The organism is Dyadobacter sp. LHD-138, assembly GCF_030929615.1.
Taxonomy (GTDB): Bacteria; Bacteroidota; Bacteroidia; order Cytophagales; family Spirosomataceae; genus Dyadobacter.
Genome location: NZ_JAVFVU010000013.1, coordinates 162,398 through 177,955 on the forward strand (window position 1 = coordinate 162,398; position 15,558 = coordinate 177,955).

Consider the following 15,558-nt stretch of genomic DNA (forward strand, 5'->3'; position numbering starts at 1 on the left):
TATGGATAGCGGAGGTATAAATTTCGAATTGCAAACTTATGGATGAAAACGGACCTCAACTTAGAACCGTCAATGTGATACGTTATGTGACGCCGTTGCGTGAAGGGGGCTCACTGCCCGCCATCGCCGAGGCTGACGACGACTTTTTATATGTATTGAAATTCCGCGGTGCCGGTCAGGGTGTAAAAGCCCTGATTGCCGAATTGATAGGCGGAGAAATTGCCCGGGCACTTGGTATGCGTATTCCGGAAATTGTTTTTGCCAATCTCGATGAAATGTTTGGAATGACGGAGCCTGATGAGGAAATTCAGGATCTTTTAAAGGCCAGTACAGGCCTCAATCTTGCCATGCATTATCTGTCGGGAGCCATTACTTTTGACCCGCAGGTTACGACCATAGATGCGAAACTAGCCTCTGAGATTGTATGGCTGGACTGCCTTTTGACCAACGTTGACCGTACGGCCAGGAACACCAATATGCTTATCTGGCATAAGGAATTATGGCTGATCGATCATGGTGCCTCCCTGTATTTTCACCATTCCTGGACCAACTGGGAAGAGCAGGCAAAAAGGCCGTTTGCTCAGATCAAGGATCATGTTTTGTTGTCAAAAGCAACCGAGTTGGATGCGGTTGATACGGCATTCAAGGCGATTTTAACGGATGAGCTTATCCATTCCATTTGCTCGCTGATCCCGGACGACTGGCTTTTGCGGGATGCGCCGTTTGCGTCGCCAGAGGAACATCGTCAGGCTTACGCCAACTTTTTAATTTCAAGAATTTCAGTGTCAGAAGTATTTGTAACAGGAGCACAGCATGCAAGAACATCACTTATTTGAGTACGCCGTCATTCGCGTCGTACCCAGAGTCGAACGTGAAGAATTTTTAAATGTTGGCGTGATCCTTTATTGCCAGAAACAAGGGTTTTTACAGAGTAAATTTAATCTGGATCACGGTCGCCTTAAGGCATTTTCGGGCAGTGTTGATGTGTCTGAGCTGGAAGAATATCTTGCTGTGCTAAACCGGATCTGTATCGGTGGAACCAAATCGGGGCCTATCGGAAGTCTGCCTATTGCTTCGCGTTTTCGCTGGCTGACAGCAACCAGAAGTACGGTGGTACAGACATCAAAAGTTCATCCTGGTTTTTGTAAAAACGCGGGAGAGACACTTGAAAAATTATTCAGGGACCTGGTTCTTTGATCCCGGCATTATAATAACCTGCTTTCGTAGGTGAATTGGACTTATAAAAAGTGCTGCATCCACGTTTGGAATGCAGCACTTTTAGATCCGTTAAAAGGATTTTAACGCCTTGAAAATTTCTGAATAAGGTTGTTCTCCTTCAAAAGTTTTAACCAGCTTTCCTGTTTTGTCGTACATCACGATGTAAGGAAACGACCTGATCTGATAATATTTCTGAACCAGATAAGACGTTCCTTCTGTACCCAATTTGACGTTCGGATAAGAGGCCAGATTGTACGTTTTTTCAAACTGCTTCACCATTTCCATGGGCTGAAAAGTCACCATAATCAGCTGCTTGTTGCTAATTACCGTGTAGTTTTTAAGCAAAGCTTTGGTGAAATCCTGGCAATGGTCGCAATCCGGTGAAAAGTACATCAGTACCACAGGACCCGGCGTCAACTGCGAAAAATTGTAAGGTTTTCCGTTTGTGAGGGTCATCTGAAACGGAGCAATTTTTTTCATACCCGTTGCCGTTTGACTAAATGCAGCTGCGGAAAGAAGCACGAAGAGCAATAATGGAATTATTTTTTTAGACATCTGAATTGAAATTTTTAACAAGGCTGCAAGATAGGATTCTTTTTGAAGACAAGTTTAATCTTCGGCACTTAGAATTTTGAGAAATGATTTGAGGTCGACGATATTCAGTTTCGGAAACGGAAGGGCCTTGAAGACATCAAAATCGGTATCGTTGGTAATGAGGTAATCACAGCCAGCACTCAGAGCCTGGTCCGAAAACTTGTTGTCATCCGGATCATTTGAGATTATACTCCATTTGTAGGCTGGTTCTGTAAAAACAACGTTTGGGGCAAGAGCAAGTTGGTGGAGAATAAATTGGGAAGTTTGAGCCGAATAGGTGGCTGTCAGAATTTCGTCATATTCAAGCAATATTTCAGTACTCAGATACCATTCAAATTTTCCGGATCTGAAATCCTGGTAAAGTTGGTAGTAAGGGCTTTGGGGAGGTATCGAGGCTCGTAAGCAATTTGTGTCAATTACAACACCCATCATCCGATTTTGAACTTGTCGTCAGAAAGCATCTTGTCAAAGTCTTCATTGGAGTATTGCTTTTCTTTTAGCACCTGGTTACGCTCATTTTGAAGCCGGTTGTCAAAATAATCCATCAATATTTTGCGAACTTCAAGGGTTTCAACTTCACTCATGTTCTGGTCAAAAAGGCGCAACATGCTAATTTGCATATCATTAAGCTTTTCTGTGCCCCCTGCTTTTGGTTTTGAAGAGATCATGGCTTTTTATTTTTTGATAGTTAATAAACCTTAACAAAAATAACCAATTTCAGTATACAAAAGACACGCGCTCACGGAAGGATCAATCTTTTACATTCCCTTTACAATGTTTTACAACCCATTAACCAGGACGCTCGGGGTTATCTCTACTTTTGATTCCGGCTCTCAGGGCCGTCAATCATTCACTTTAAAACAATCAATCATGAAAAAAGTAACGCTTTCAGTATTCGGTCTTTTGCTATTGAGTTCCGGAATTTCATTCGGACAAAAAGCTTTTAGTAACTGTTCTGCCGCATTTTTGAATAACAAAATGGTGGTGGACGAATATAGCACCAAGGGGAAAAGCACGATAGGCGCTAATGCGACCGGCACTTTGACCGTTTGTACGACAGAACTTAGTCCGTCATCGGCTAAGGCTGTCGAAAAGATTGTTTTTAAAATTGCAATCAGAGACAAGGACACGAAAACCCTGCTGATGTTTTCTGACGAAGCTTTTAATCAGGTCAATATTCAGCAGGTCCTGAAAAAATGTGAAAAGGGCGACCATATCGTTTTAATGACGACGGACAATCAATACGCTCTGCCACACAACGAAATTCTGGTGATGTAAATAATGGTTTTCATTTTATGCAAAACAACATGAAAAATATATCGTTAAACCTATTGCTGACAATGCTTTTCACGCTGACGTTGGCTGTATCGGAAGCGCTCCCGGGAAGCACGGCCGACAGTTTTTACTATAATCCGTTAATGTTAAATGGAAAATCGATGAACATTGAAAAGTTTTCAGTGGTTGCGAAAGGAGTTTTGAATATGATTGGAGAAAATTCAGGATCAGGCCAGCGGGAGAAAATTCCCTTTTTCATTTATCTGACGAGAGCTGGTAAAATCGTTAATGCGAATGCCTGCAACCGTGCTTACCCGGTTATGTCCGTTGAAATCTCTGAGGTTTTAAAATCTGCAAAGGCGGGGGATCATTTGATCATAGATCCGGCGAATAAAAGTGAAAAGGCGGGCAGAAGAGTTTTGACAGTGAAAGGTTACCAGCCAGCGCCTCAGTTTAACTGGTTTTATGGTTTGATTAAAAATGATAAATGTTGAGATTGTTATCCCGGTCTGGTAAATTTGTGTATGACGAAGCCTCTGAAAAGTAAATGATGGAATCATTCGTGAAAATTCGTGTGTTGATAAGCGCCATCAAGATGAAAATGCTGGCTCTGGGTCTCCTGTGTGGGTTGTTCCTGTCCATCGATAAGGCTACTGGCAATAACGATTCGGTTCTTTTTTCTGAAAATGCAAATCTGGCGCTTCGTCGGACGGCACATCTGCTGCTGGCTGCCAACGGCGATTCAACTTCCCGTATCAAGCCGGTAAAACAATCGGATAATACATTTACTGTGCAGCTGGGAGCGCTTTTCGATTATGATAAGCTGCCGGATTTATTGCAGGAATCTTTGACGTTACACGGGATCAGCCGCGGATACAATGTGACGCTTATCAATTGCGAGAATGAGGCGCTTGAACTGGGCTATAGTTTTCTTGACTTAAAGCAGAACGGAAGTGTTCCTTGTGGTGGCCGCAAGAAAAATGCAGGATGTTATCTTTTGAAGGTACGTTTTGAGCCTGAGACCAAACTTGCTTCAAGTTCCAACTGGTGGCTTTTGACGTTTGGTAGTCTGCTGGCCGGACTGGGTTTTATTGTCTGGAAAAGAAAACGGAAAGACCATGTTTTAGAGGTCGCATTGGAATCTGGTGTTCAGGATAATGCTGAGAATATTTTTTCGAAAATAAGGTTTGGGAACTCAACTTTGGATATCGCAAACCTGAGTTTGATTTCGGGCAACAAAACACATAATCTGACTTATCGGGAAGGTAAGCTTTTGAATCTTTTTACTGACAATAAAAACCAGATATTGGAACGGGACTTTATACTGAAATCCGTTTGGGAAGACGAAGGAATAATCGTCGGACGGAGTGTGGATGTATTTGTTTCGAGATTGCGGAAAATGCTGGCCGGAGATTCCAATGTAAAAATCAGTGCTATACATGGCGTTGGTTACCGGTTGGAAGTTTCTGAATAAGGCTGATTCTAGCTTTGGGTAGTCAGGTTTTTCTCGTGAAAAGAAGTCAACTTTTTAAAAGTTGACTTCTTTGAATATGGCGGTTCCACATTCAGGTTTATAAATTCTGTTTTTTCAATTCTTCCACCGCGTGGTTTGCTGCTCGGGCCGTCATGGCCATGTACGTGATCGAAGGGTTTACGCAAGAGGATGAAACCATTGCGGCTCCGTCCGTTACGAAAACATTTTTACATTCATGCACCTGGTTAAATTTGTTCAGTACCGACGTTTTTGGGTCTTTTCCCATACGTGCCGTTCCCATATCGTGAATCCCCAGGCCCGGATGTGTATCCTGCCGATTGAAACCTGATACATTTTTGAAACCGGCCGCTTCCAGCATTTCCACTGCGGAATGCATCATGTCTTTTCGCATGGCGAGTTCGTTTTCGCCAAATGCAGCATCAAAAACGATCATCGGGATTCCCCATTTGTCTTTTTTGTCCTTATCGAGAAACATACGGTTGGAAGGATCCGGTAATATTTCACCAAAACCGCCAAAACCCATCGTCCAGCTTCCCGGACGTGTCATGTCTTCCTTAAAACTTGCTCCGAATCCACCCGTGGTAATACCCCGTTTCCAGTCACTTTTGCTGGCTCCGCCCTGATAGCCATAACCCCGAAGGAAATCTTTTTTATCTGTTCCCCAGTTTCTGAAACGCGGAATGTACAGCGCATTCGGCCTTTGTCCGAACACATAATCATTTTCAAACCCGTCAATGGTCGCGTTGGCACCTACGCCCAGGTGATGGTCCATGATATTGCGACCGACCTGGTCTGAGTCGTTGCCGAGGCCCGTTGAAAAACGGGCAGATTTTGAGTTTAACAACAAAGCTGCCGAATTCATCGAACCCGCATTCAGAAAGACAATTTTGGCAAAAAACTCTTCGACAGCCATTGTGTTCTGGTTGATCACACGCACACCTTTTGCCCTTTTTGTTCTTTCATCGTAAATGATTTCGCTGGCAATGGTATCATGCAAAACGGTCAGTTTTTGTGTTTTTCGGGCCGCTGGTATCGAGCCGGACAAAGAGCTGTAATACGCGCCATAAGGACAACCGCGGGCACATTTGCTCCGATACTGGCAAGAGGCACGACCAAGGTCCGTGTGCCATGGCTGCGGTTTGGTCAGGTTTGCAATCCGTCCGATTGTTACGGGACGGCTCAGTTTTTTCATCATTGTCTCCTTGAAATAAAGTTCAGGAGCGCTCATCGGCATAGCGGGCAGATAGTGTCCGTCCGGCAATACTTCCCAGCCTTCTTTTTGTCCGCTGATGCCTACAAATTTTTCGACATGCGTATACCAGGGTTCAAGGTCTTCATAACGGATCGGCCAGTCGATCGCGATGCCTTCCTTTGCGTTGGCTTCAAAATCTTTCTTGTTCATCCGGTACGACTGTCTTCCCCAGTGCATCGATTTTCCGCCGGTATGATAGGCTCTGATCCAGTCAAAAGGACGTTTTTCAATGTATGGATTTTTTTTGTCGTCTGTGAAAAACTCCCCGGTTTCCTCATTGGCCAGATTCCCGAAACGGCTGTTTGCCCAGTATTCTTCTGCCGATTGAATTGAAACTTTTCCCCTGTGTTCAAATTCCCAGGGCCCTTTCATGGCTGTGTCGTAATCTTCGATGTGTTTGACCTCCCGGCCTCGTTCGATCATTAAGACCTGTAAGCCTCGTTCGGTAAGTTCTTTGGCAGCTATCCCCCCGGTCATTCCAGAACCGATCACAATGGCATCGTAGGTGCGGGCTTTATCTGCTTTGATGTTTAAATTCATGGTGCTTGCAATCGGCTAGTATGCGAATGATTTTTGATTGGGTTTTTGCTTGATCATTTCCAGTTTTCCGGGAATTGGCACGTATTCGAAAGACGATTTTATTCCTTCTTCCGAAGTAAAATAACCAAGCATCGTAAGCTCTTTCATCAGTCGCCAATAAGGCAGGCCTTTGGCTTGCGCCGCCATTTGCTCGCGGTCCTCATTGTCGCCCATTTTCGTTTGTTGCACCTGATAGACCTTCATCTGTTCCACCGCATTGCGTTCCACCTCTTTGAGTATATCAGTTCTCAGGGCTTGATTCAGCGACAAAAACTGTTTTTGTTCGAGCTCTTTAATGCCTTCGACGAAACTGATATGTTCCGCTTGTTTGTAGCAATCCCGAAGCATCATGACAATAAAGGCCGGAACACCCGTATCCTTGGCACCGGGCGTGCTGGTTTTGGGAATGATCAGTTCGGCAACTTCGGCAACAATCAGTTTTTGATTTTCGGTTAAGGTAAAATCGGCAATCGAAGCTTTCGTGGCTGCATTGCTTTCCCAATGATTCATTGCGAGCAGGGTGGGGGCAGAAAACGTTCCTCCCATCATGAAAGCAACACTTTTTATGGCATCTCTTCTGTTCATTATTCTTTGAATTTATACGCCGATAATTGATTTTAATGTAGTTTTTTATCCGTCCGATGGCTGAAAAAGCCGTCGGACGGAGTCGCCGGTCAGAAAAAAAGTATCGAACTCCAAATCCCTCCGGCCTGTCGTTACTTAAAGAAATGAACAGCGCATAAATACTTTATGGATCAATGGTGAAATTTAGCAAGGAAAAGAAAATGGCTAATACATTGAAATCAGAAGGTTTGGGAAGTTACTTTTGTATTTATTTATAATACTTTTAAACTGCAAACACTCGTTTTTTGTTACCATTGCAACAAACGATTTATCATTTGACTTTTTAAGCATGACCTGGAAAACAGTAACCACAGAAGCAGACGTTCAAGACCTTCTTAATACAGATCAGTATTCGCTCATTTACAAGCATAGTCCCCGCTGCATGACCAGTCTGATGGCTTTCCGCAATATGAAATCTGGATCAGAATCCGATTACAGCATTCCCTTTCATATCGTAGACGTGATCCAGAATCGTGAGGTTTCAGGGCTTATTGCGAAAACTTTCGCCGTGAAGCACGAATCACCTCAGGTTTTAATCGTAAAAAACGGCGCCTGTGTTTTCGACATATCGCATGAAGACATCGTTTTAAGGGATATTGTTAAAAAAATTAATCACCTGAATGAGGCATAACCGTTCTTTCTTAGTCGTTTTTACAGATTAAACCAATTCATCCGCGCGTGAAAAGAATTCTTGTTGTTTGCCTTTTTCTAATTTCAGTCTGTCAGTTTAGTTTTGGACAGGATGGTTATCTGCCTCTTGACAATAAAAAAAACGCGTTCTATTCGGATGTGGGTTCCATGGATCAGACCAAAGATGGGCTGTTTGGCAATGCGCAGAAGTGGGTGGTGAGATCTTTCGGGAATTATGAAAATGCTGTGGATCACGAGGATCGTATAGGCGGAAAGCTGGTTGTTAAAACATACGCACCGATTTCCTCTCCCTCGTTTGAGTACCTTCGTTTTACGATGACGATTACGTGCAGCGATAATAAATACCTGGCCAGCATAACGGAACTGGAAGGAATTGCCAAAACGCAGACGGTAACCAAACTTGGCCAGCAACAAAATGATGCTATTCTTGAAAAATCGATGGTTGTAAAAACCGAAACCAACAGGAAGAAAAAGGTTATTGCGGAAAACCTGCTGAATGAGGCAAAAGCCGATAATGATCACGTCAATCAGGTTATGTTCAGCTTGCTTGCTTCGTTGAAACAGACGATGCTGTCGAAGGGAGAAAGTGAGTAGGGCACAGTGGAGGCTTCGTTTTAGCAGATTAACAACGAGCGAAGCAAACCAGCAAATAACGTCGGACCGGGAACAGATACTGTAATTAAAGCCTGGTTCCGTGGAATATACCGCTGCCTGAAAGAGGATACTTTTGAAAATTTGCTGATAAGAATGAGGGGTAGGTGACCTTGCTTGTATAAAATGTTTATTGGCTGATAGTCTGGTTCATAAGATTTATTTTCCTTATCATTACTAGTCGGATCAATTTATATATTAAACATTAGCCAACATGCAGCGTAGGAAATTTATTCAGTCTTCAATAGCGGTTACCGCAGGCACAGCAGCAGCCATTAGCCCTGCCAGAGCGGGAGATCAGTATGCACCACAAAAGGAAGTATATGAATGGCGTGAGTATGAAATGCGCTTCGGTTCCGATCAGTCGCAACTGGAAAATTATTTCAAAACGGCGCTTATTCCTGCGTTGAATAAATATGGCGTAAAAACAGTGGGTGTCTTTAAGGAATGGCGTCCGTCAGACCCTGCTAAATTCTATCTGCTGACTCCTTACGCTTCTCTTGATAGCTACCTTTCGGTCAATACAAAAGTAAAGGCAGACGCGGATTACATTAAAAATAGCGCGGCATACCATGGCATACCGGCTGACAAACCCATATACAACCGCTTTAATACGTGTTTGATTTCTGCTTTTGACGGTTTGCCTGCCATCGTGGTTCCGTCAGGCCAGCCGCGGATATTTGAACTGAGGACTTATGAAGGATACAGTGAAGATGCCGTGAGAAGGAAAATCAAAATGTTCCATGATGGAGAGTTTCCTATTTTTAACAGGGCGAAACTGAATCCCGTATTTGGTGGTGAAGTGATTGCCGGTGATACCCAGCCGCGCCTTACTTACATGATCACATGCAGCAGTATGGAAGAGCGCGACAAAGGATGGGCTGCCTTCATCGCCGACCCGGAATGGAAAAAATTAGTATCAGATAACCAGTATGCAAATACCATTTCTAAAATTAGAAACACCTTTTTGGTTCCCACACCCTATTCGCAGGTTTAACCTGGGTCAAAGCAACTATTTAATAAATAGGAAGTGACAATAATATGAAAAGAGCAACCCGCGCTGACCGGAGTTTGGTGATCAATTTACTGAGTGCTGCTTTTGATGAAAATAAAAGTGTCAATTACATTATTCCACAGGACAATTTCCGGCAGAAACGGATCAGGGTTTTGATGGACTATTCTTTTGAAACCTGTTTTTTGTCAGGGGATATTTATTTATCAGACGATGAAAAAGCCTGCGCGCTGATATCTTTTCCGGATCGAAAAAAAAACAGCTTTCGATCGATTTTGGCTGATGTAAAGCTGATTTTTAAAGGAACCGGTTTTGGGAATATCTCAAAAGTACTGCGAAGAGAAAAAGCGATATCCAGCCATTATCCTAATAGCCCGATCTGTTATCTGTGGTTTATCGGCGTTTTACCTGAACATCAAAATCAGGGCATTGGCAGAAGGCTTTTAAACGAGATAATGGAGGATGCCGAAAATCTGGGCAGGCCGATTTATCTGGAAACTTCGACAGAAAAGAACCTTCCCTGGTATCACAAAGCCGGTTTTACGATTTATCATCAAATGGATTTTGGCTATACTTTGAATCTGTTAAAGCGTGAATTTTTCTGAAATCATACGTTATTCTTCGCCCATCAACCTTTGCAGGTCCGAAAAAGCGAGCCGGTAATTAAGTTGTGCCGAAAGTAAATCAGCCTCCGCTTTGGCAAGAAGCGATTTGGTATTCAGCAGGTCTGCCTGAATGTTTAACCCGGAAGCCTGTTTATCTTGCTGGATTTTTAATTCTTCATTTCGGTAGGCCAATGCCTTCTCGGCCACGGCAATCAACGCCGTGGCTTGGCTTAACTTCCGGTGCACTTTGGCAACATCGTTGGTAACCTGATCCTGGGTATTGGCAATGTTTTCCCGGGCCTGTTGCAGCAGGAAATTTCTTTGCTTTATCACCTGTTTGTTGGCTACAAGGTCCTGCAAATTCCATTTGAACTGCGCACCCAGAAATGGATTATTTGTGGGATACAACAAATTTCCGCTTTGATAAGAGTAGCCGGCGATCAAACCGATGTCGGGACGGTTGCTTTGTTGCGCTGCTTTTATGGCCTGTTGTGTTTTCAGCTGTCCAAGATTGGCAATTTTCAAATCGATGTTATTGGCTGTGGCACTTGAGGTATAACTTTCAAGCGAACCCGCCGGAACGGCAATTTTTTCCACGTTTGCAAGGACAAATCCATCCGTTTTAATGCCGGTAAGCTGCTTTAAATCCGCAGTGTAATCTTCCGACTGGATGTTTAATTTTAACAGATTTTGCTCTTCATCCGCGATATTGGCTTGCAATCCTGCCTTATTTACATCAATCGTTTTTCCCGATAAAAGAGCACTTTCCACGTCATACAACTTCATTTGGGCGAGTTCTAATTTTGCCTGCGCTTCATCCTTTTGTTTTTGCACGATCAATAAACCATAATAAAGTCTTTCGACGGCCTGTTTAATCTGAAGGGAAGCCTTTGTTTTTTCCTGTTGGGCAAGCGTTACGTCGGTTTCGGCTATGGCGACACCGGTTTTTATTTTGCCCAATTGCGTTATCGGCTGATAAACACTGACACCGGCGTTGAAATTATTATGTTTTCCCAGCGCAAACGTTTCTTCCTTATTCGGAAGTGCTATCGTTGTTCCATTGAGTGGCAATGCGCCAAAGGAGCCTTGTGGAATCACCAGCGCACCCAGGTTAGCGTTGTACTGATAGGTGGAACTGATCACCGCTGCGGGATATTTTTTAACGTGGTCCTCTTTCACTTTGGCCTGCTTTTCCTCAATCTGCAATTTTTTGATATTCAGCAAATGATTGTTTTGCAAGGCCATATCAATGGCTTTCTGCAAATTCAATGGTTCGGTCTGTTGCGCTGAAACCTGACCCGTTGTCAAAAATAAAATATATAAAACGGCAATAAACTTCGTGAATATCCTAGTTCTCATGGCTTTCTGAATTAGCGGTTACCATTAATTCTTTTTTGTCTTTTGGCTTAATAATGGCGATGTAAAGTACCGGAACGGTCAGCAAAGCCATCACCATCGACCAGATCACACCCACCGCGATGACACTGGCGAGCGGACTCCACATCGGCGATCCCGACAAAATCATGGGAAGAACCCCGATGGCTGCGGCCATGGCCGTCAGAAAAATAGGGCGGAGGCGTCGTCTGCCTGATTCAATGGCGGCAGTCCGTATATCCATGCCATGGGTTAACAATTCGTTGGTATGATCCACGAGGATAATCGCGTTACGCACCACAATACCGGATAAACTGATCAGGCCGACAAAGGCCGTAAATCCAAAATTGTTATTTGTAATATATAATCCAATCAGCGCGCCGAAAAGACTTAAAGGGATGGTCAGCATCACCAGCCCTGCCTCTTTTAAACTACGGAACTGGAACAACAGGATGAAAAAAATCAATACGAGACTGATGGCCAAAACCACCATCATCTGACTGAATGTCTCGTTTTTGTTAAATTGCTCGCCGCCGTATTCGATACGGTAACCGGCAGGAAGTTGCAAAGCCGCAATTTTCGGCTTTACCTCCTTCACCAGGTCAGCGGGAAGCACGTCGCCTGTCGTTTCACTTAGCACAGTTAGCGTTCTAACACCGTTTCTGTGCATGATTTTTCCGGTTTGCCACTGTGGTTTCAGCTCGGCAATTTGCCGTAGCGGTACACTGGCGTCCGTGACCGGAGAAGCCAGATAAGTATTTTCCAGATCATTGGAAGTTTGCCTGTTTTTTTCGTCAAGCCTGAAAACGATGTCCAGCGGATTGTTTCCCTCGTACATCGTAGAAACGGGAGCGCCGTTGAAGCCGGTGTAAACCATTTGCGATATACTGCCCGTGGTAAATCCCAGGCGGTTTGCTTCGTCTTTCAACTGGATGCTGATGCCGTAATAATCTTCTTTAAAATCGGAGCGGACCATGGCGCTTCCGTTTGCTTTTTTCAAAATATCCTGCACCTGAGCGCCGATTTGTTTTAGCCGGTTAATGTCATCGCCAACAATCCTGACCTCCACGGGCGACTTATAAGGGGAGCCCTGCTGCATCAGCTTAACCTGCGGCGAACCTTCCGGGATCAGGTTTTCGATCTTTCCTTCGAGCTCGTGGGCAAAAGTTTCAGCCGTTTTGTCGTCAGTCGTATTGATCAATATCTGCGCATAATTGGTTACTGGTACTTCCGGAGAGAAATTGTAATAGAACCGGGGCGCACTTGTGCCGGTAAAAGTGGCATAGGAAGTCACTCTTTTATCGTCTTTAATCAGTTTTTCTGCTTTAAGAATGGCCTGCTCTGTTTTATCGAGTTTGGTACCGGTTGGCATCCACAATTCGATTACAAACTGATTGCGCTCAGCCGCCGGGAAAAACTTCTGTTTGATACCCTGATAGACAAATAATGATAAAACAATGGTTGCCATACTGAACCCAATGGTTATGGCCGAATGTTTTACGCACCAGTCCAGGGCTACGTTATAACCATTTTGCATCCGATCGAGCAGCGTGACGCGTTTTTTCTTATTGGCTGCTTCATCGTTGTGGTCATGTAAACCTTTTTTGATAAATGTGTAACAAAGCAGTGGCGTCAGGATCATTGCTACGATGAACGACGAGGCCAGGGCAATTGCTACGGTTACGGGCAACGCATGAATAAATTCTCCAACTGATCCCGTGAGGATCACCATGGGCATAAAGGAGGCAATGATCGTGACCGTCGCAGCCAGAACGGGAACGACCAGGTCTGTCGCACTTCGCCAGGCGGCCGTCCACCGATCGATTCCTTCATCGAGCAGCTCGACATAATTATCGGCGATCACAATGGCGTCATCCACCACCATCCCCAAAACCACAATAAGCGCGGCCAGCGAAACCTGATGCAATTCTATGCCAAAGGCATTAAGCAGCGCGAATGTCACAGCTACGGTCATTGGTATAGCCATGGCGGCCACTGCGGCAATTCGGAGTGGAAGCAGTAAAATAACAACAATGACGACCGAGAAGATAGCCAGAAAAAACTCATGGATAAAATGTGAAATGTTTTCATCCACCAGTTTGGGCTGGTTGACAATCGTGGTAATTTTGACATCACCGGGCAGCAATTTTTTAGTTTCTTCCAATTTTTTGGTCACTTCATCGCCAAATTTCACGATATTATTTCCTTCCTGCATTTGCACCGCAAGCATCATGGCGTTATGGCCGTTGACGGTGGTTTTACTGGTTGGTTCGGCGTACTCGCGGGTGATATTGGCAATGTCGCCCAGCCGTATCAATTCTCCTGTTTTGGATGAACCGACAATCTGGTTGGCGATTTCGTTTTCCGTGTTGTAATAGCCGGAAGTATAAAGCGGTGTTTGGCTGCTGGCAGTTTTAATATCACCGGTTGGACTGATCACATTTTGTGATTGCAGGACCTGAACCACCTGCGACAATTTAACGCCGTATTGTGATAGTTTTTCAGAATTTGAAGTCACCGTAAGCTGTTCCTTTTGCTCGCCAATCCGTTTTATTTTGGACACGGATTTAATCGTACGGAGGTTATCTTCCAGTTTTTGGATATAATCTTTCAGCTGCGAATAAGTGGCGTTATCACTTTCAATTCCGATCACGAGTGCTTCTGTATCGCCGAAATCAGAGTTTACAATCGGTCCTTTTACGCCTTTGGGGAAATCGACCGTCCGGGCTACGAGCAGCTGATGCCGTAGTTTACTCCAAAAGACATCCGGGTTTTTGACATTTTCACCCAGCTCGACATTCACAACAACCATCCCGTCCTGAGACGTCGAGTAGGTTTTGTCCTTTCTTATTTCTTCAAACTGAAAAAGATATTGTTCCAGTTTTTTGGTCACCTGATCCTCTACCTGCGTGGAATTTGCACCCGGATAAAAGGCCAGAACGAGTCCTTGTCTGACTGTAATTTTCGGATCCTCGCGGCGTGGCATGTTCAAAAGCGAATTCACTCCAACCGCAAAGACCAGAAGCAATACCGACAGGGTTACCTGCGGATATTTTAAAGATGATTTTACGAAATTCATGGCTTTGGTTATTTGTTGATGGAAATGGAAGCGCCGTCCGTCAGTTTATTCTGACCGGCTGTTACGACGCGGTCGTTTTCGTTGATACCGGAGGTGATTTCGATCTGATTGTCGATCAACTGGCCAACACTGATCTTCCTTTTCAGGGCAACTTTTCTTTCCGTATCTGCCACAAACACATAACTCTGATTGTCAAGATCGTGGAGGACCGCCTCTGTTGGCAGTACAAGCGCGTTTTTGTTTTGGTTTGAGGCGAGTTTTACTTCTGCGATCATACCAGGACGGATGAGTAATTTTGGGTTGTCCAGCGCAATTTTAATGGTAAAAGCGCGGGAAGCAGCATCCGCGGCGGATCCGACTTCGGTCACTTTTCCCGTGAAAGTTTCGCTTAGTGAAGATACCAGAACCTTGGCCTGCTGGCCGAGTTTGATGTTATGAAGCTCACTTTCCGGTATATACGCGTTGACCTTGACCGTACGAATATCCGAGACTACAAAAAGCGGTGTACCCACGCCCGTAATTTCTCCGACTTCACTCATTTTTTTTAGCATTACGCCGCTGATCGGAGAAAATAATTTGGTATCGGAAAGATTTTTAGCATGCAGCTTTTCCTGTGCTTTAGCCTGTTGCAAGGTAAAATTCACTTTAGCAAAATCACTTTCACTAAGGCTTTTACGATCGTACATGACTTTAAGCCGGTTGTATTCATCCTGCACCTGGCTCACCTGCACGTCGGCTATTTCCTTGGCAATGCTGTAATTACCCGGATCGAGGCTTGAGAGTAACTGTCCCTTCGACACCAGCTGCCCTTCTCCAGCAGCAATGTAATTGATCTTGCCGGCTACCATAAAACCGAGTCTTACCGTTTTATTGCCTTCAATATTCCCGCTGATGGATATCTGATTGTTGGTGGAAATTTTCCTGACCTGATCCGTTACCACGGGAATAGCGGCTTCTGGCGCCTTAGCCTGATCGTTTTGCTTTTGGCAGGAGGTGATCAGGGCAGCAAAAATGAGGATTGGATAAATACGATGACTTTTCATGTTGACGATCTCTTGGTTTGAATTCCAGGTGCAAAGGTGGCTTGGTTTTACTGCTTTGCTTTTGATCTAAATCAAAAAGTAACCTAATATCCATATTTTATTTACG

The 15,558-nt window shown here is 44.3% G+C and carries 17 protein-coding genes; 9 read left to right on the forward strand and 8 right to left on the reverse strand.

The window, feature by feature from the left end; all coding sequences use genetic code 11:
• Positions 1-38 precede the first annotated feature (38 nt).
• Both RB622_RS12200 and RB622_RS12205 read left to right on the forward strand, forming a co-directional pair.
• Entirely contained in the window at positions 39-836 is a 798-nt protein-coding gene (locus RB622_RS12200) for a HipA family kinase (RefSeq protein WP_308046830.1), read from the forward strand.
• Positions 814-1,197, forward strand: a complete 384-nt coding sequence (locus tag RB622_RS12205) for a DUF3037 domain-containing protein (RefSeq protein ID WP_308046831.1) — start codon at positions 814-816, stop codon at positions 1,195-1,197. The genes RB622_RS12200 and RB622_RS12205 overlap by 23 nt, the downstream gene beginning before the upstream one ends.
• 90 nt (positions 1,198-1,287) lie before the next feature.
• Here RB622_RS12205 and RB622_RS12210 read toward each other — a convergent pair whose 3' ends face one another.
• From RB622_RS12210 to RB622_RS12220, 3 genes are read right to left on the reverse strand one after another with little or no spacing between them, the layout of a single operon-like run.
• Positions 1,288-1,773 (reverse strand): thioredoxin fold domain-containing protein, encoded by a 486-nt coding sequence (locus RB622_RS12210; RefSeq protein ID WP_308046832.1) that lies wholly within the window; start codon positions 1,771-1,773, stop codon positions 1,288-1,290.
• A gap of 54 nt (positions 1,774-1,827) precedes the next feature.
• Positions 1,828-2,244 (reverse strand): putative toxin-antitoxin system toxin component, PIN family, encoded by a 417-nt coding sequence (locus tag RB622_RS12215; RefSeq protein ID WP_308046833.1) that lies wholly within the window; start codon positions 2,242-2,244, stop codon positions 1,828-1,830.
• The gene (locus tag RB622_RS12220; protein ID WP_308046834.1) at positions 2,241-2,480 is read right to left on the reverse strand and encodes a hypothetical protein; all 240 of its coding nucleotides are present in this window, start codon (positions 2,478-2,480) and stop codon (positions 2,241-2,243) included. The genes RB622_RS12215 and RB622_RS12220 overlap by 4 nt, the downstream gene beginning before the upstream one ends.
• Before the next feature lie 202 nt (positions 2,481-2,682).
• On the opposite strand from RB622_RS12220, the gene RB622_RS12225 reads away from it, so the two are divergent.
• From RB622_RS12225 to RB622_RS12235, 3 genes are read left to right on the forward strand one after another with little or no spacing between them, the layout of a single operon-like run.
• A complete protein-coding gene (locus tag RB622_RS12225; RefSeq protein WP_308046835.1) occupies positions 2,683-3,090 on the forward strand; it encodes a hypothetical protein in 408 nt (135 codons plus the stop codon).
• A 29-nt stretch (positions 3,091-3,119) separates the two neighbouring features.
• Positions 3,120-3,581, forward strand: coding sequence for a hypothetical protein (locus RB622_RS12230; protein ID WP_308046836.1), 462 nt, complete (start codon positions 3,120-3,122; stop codon positions 3,579-3,581).
• Between the two features lie 53 nt (positions 3,582-3,634).
• Positions 3,635-4,561: a winged helix-turn-helix domain-containing protein gene (locus tag RB622_RS12235; RefSeq protein ID WP_308046837.1), complete on the forward strand. Its 927-nt coding sequence runs from the start codon at positions 3,635-3,637 to the stop codon at positions 4,559-4,561.
• Positions 4,562-4,658: 97 nt separating this feature from the next.
• Here the strand turns inward: RB622_RS12235 and RB622_RS12240 are convergent, their stop codons facing one another.
• Complete coding sequence (locus RB622_RS12240) at positions 4,659-6,374, reverse strand: GMC family oxidoreductase (RefSeq protein WP_308046838.1); 1,716 nt, start codon at positions 6,372-6,374, stop codon at positions 4,659-4,661.
• Positions 6,375-6,389: 15 nt separating this feature from the next.
• Positions 6,390-6,998, reverse strand: coding sequence for a gluconate 2-dehydrogenase subunit 3 family protein (locus RB622_RS12245; RefSeq protein WP_308046839.1), 609 nt, complete (start codon positions 6,996-6,998; stop codon positions 6,390-6,392).
• A gap of 328 nt (positions 6,999-7,326) precedes the next feature.
• Between RB622_RS12245 and ytxJ the strand changes: the two genes are divergently transcribed.
• From ytxJ to RB622_RS12265, 4 genes are all read left to right on the forward strand, one after another.
• Complete coding sequence (ytxJ, locus tag RB622_RS12250) at positions 7,327-7,668, forward strand: bacillithiol system redox-active protein YtxJ (RefSeq protein ID WP_308046840.1); 342 nt, start codon at positions 7,327-7,329, stop codon at positions 7,666-7,668.
• A 47-nt stretch (positions 7,669-7,715) separates the two neighbouring features.
• Positions 7,716-8,282, forward strand: a complete 567-nt coding sequence (locus RB622_RS12255; protein WP_308046841.1) for a DUF4468 domain-containing protein — start codon at positions 7,716-7,718, stop codon at positions 8,280-8,282.
• A 271-nt stretch (positions 8,283-8,553) separates the two neighbouring features.
• Complete coding sequence (locus RB622_RS12260; RefSeq protein WP_308046842.1) at positions 8,554-9,336, forward strand: NIPSNAP family protein; 783 nt, start codon at positions 8,554-8,556, stop codon at positions 9,334-9,336.
• A gap of 44 nt (positions 9,337-9,380) precedes the next feature.
• Positions 9,381-9,956, forward strand: coding sequence for a GNAT family N-acetyltransferase (locus tag RB622_RS12265; protein ID WP_308046843.1), 576 nt, complete (start codon positions 9,381-9,383; stop codon positions 9,954-9,956).
• Between the two features lie 9 nt (positions 9,957-9,965).
• Here RB622_RS12265 and RB622_RS12270 read toward each other — a convergent pair whose 3' ends face one another.
• Genes RB622_RS12270 through RB622_RS12280 form a run of 3 tightly spaced genes read right to left on the reverse strand, consistent with a single transcriptional unit; the run spans position 9,966 to position 15,452 of the window.
• A complete protein-coding gene (locus tag RB622_RS12270) occupies positions 9,966-11,315 on the reverse strand; it encodes a TolC family protein (protein WP_308046844.1) in 1,350 nt (449 codons plus the stop codon).
• On the reverse strand, positions 11,305-14,409 hold the full coding sequence (locus RB622_RS12275; protein ID WP_308046845.1) for an efflux RND transporter permease subunit: 3,105 nt from the start codon (positions 14,407-14,409) through the stop codon (positions 11,305-11,307). Before RB622_RS12275 ends, RB622_RS12270 begins: the two co-directional genes overlap by 11 nt.
• Before the next feature lie 8 nt (positions 14,410-14,417).
• Positions 14,418-15,452, reverse strand: a complete 1,035-nt coding sequence (locus tag RB622_RS12280) for an efflux RND transporter periplasmic adaptor subunit (RefSeq protein ID WP_308046846.1) — start codon at positions 15,450-15,452, stop codon at positions 14,418-14,420.
• Positions 15,453-15,558 lie beyond the last annotated feature (106 nt).

What these genes read in the sequence shown, in the direction of transcription:
- RB622_RS12200 (WP_308046830.1), top strand. Translation starts at nt 39, where the DNA reads ATGGATGAAAACGGACCTCAACTTAGAACCGTCAATGTGATACGTTAT.
- RB622_RS12205 (WP_308046831.1), top strand. Translation starts at nt 814, where the DNA reads ATGCAAGAACATCACTTATTTGAGTACGCCGTCATTCGCGTCGTACCC.
- RB622_RS12210 (WP_308046832.1), bottom strand. Translation starts at nt 1,773, where the DNA reads ATGTCTAAAAAAATAATTCCATTATTGCTCTTCGTGCTTCTTTCCGCA.
- RB622_RS12215 (WP_308046833.1), bottom strand. Translation starts at nt 2,244, where the DNA reads ATGATGGGTGTTGTAATTGACACAAATTGCTTACGAGCCTCGATACCT.
- RB622_RS12220 (WP_308046834.1), bottom strand. Translation starts at nt 2,480, where the DNA reads ATGATCTCTTCAAAACCAAAAGCAGGGGGCACAGAAAAGCTTAATGAT.
- RB622_RS12225 (WP_308046835.1), top strand. Translation starts at nt 2,683, where the DNA reads ATGAAAAAAGTAACGCTTTCAGTATTCGGTCTTTTGCTATTGAGTTCC.
- RB622_RS12230 (WP_308046836.1), top strand. Translation starts at nt 3,120, where the DNA reads ATGAAAAATATATCGTTAAACCTATTGCTGACAATGCTTTTCACGCTG.
- RB622_RS12235 (WP_308046837.1), top strand. Translation starts at nt 3,635, where the DNA reads ATGATGGAATCATTCGTGAAAATTCGTGTGTTGATAAGCGCCATCAAG.
- RB622_RS12240 (WP_308046838.1), bottom strand. Translation starts at nt 6,374, where the DNA reads ATGAATTTAAACATCAAAGCAGATAAAGCCCGCACCTACGATGCCATT.
- RB622_RS12245 (WP_308046839.1), bottom strand. Translation starts at nt 6,998, where the DNA reads ATGAACAGAAGAGATGCCATAAAAAGTGTTGCTTTCATGATGGGAGGA.
- ytxJ (WP_308046840.1), top strand. Translation starts at nt 7,327, where the DNA reads ATGACCTGGAAAACAGTAACCACAGAAGCAGACGTTCAAGACCTTCTT.
- RB622_RS12260 (WP_308046842.1), top strand. Translation starts at nt 8,554, where the DNA reads ATGCAGCGTAGGAAATTTATTCAGTCTTCAATAGCGGTTACCGCAGGC.
- RB622_RS12265 (WP_308046843.1), top strand. Translation starts at nt 9,381, where the DNA reads ATGAAAAGAGCAACCCGCGCTGACCGGAGTTTGGTGATCAATTTACTG.
- RB622_RS12270 (WP_308046844.1), bottom strand. Translation starts at nt 11,315, where the DNA reads ATGAGAACTAGGATATTCACGAAGTTTATTGCCGTTTTATATATTTTA.
- RB622_RS12275 (WP_308046845.1), bottom strand. Translation starts at nt 14,409, where the DNA reads ATGAATTTCGTAAAATCATCTTTAAAATATCCGCAGGTAACCCTGTCG.
- RB622_RS12280 (WP_308046846.1), bottom strand. Translation starts at nt 15,452, where the DNA reads ATGAAAAGTCATCGTATTTATCCAATCCTCATTTTTGCTGCCCTGATC.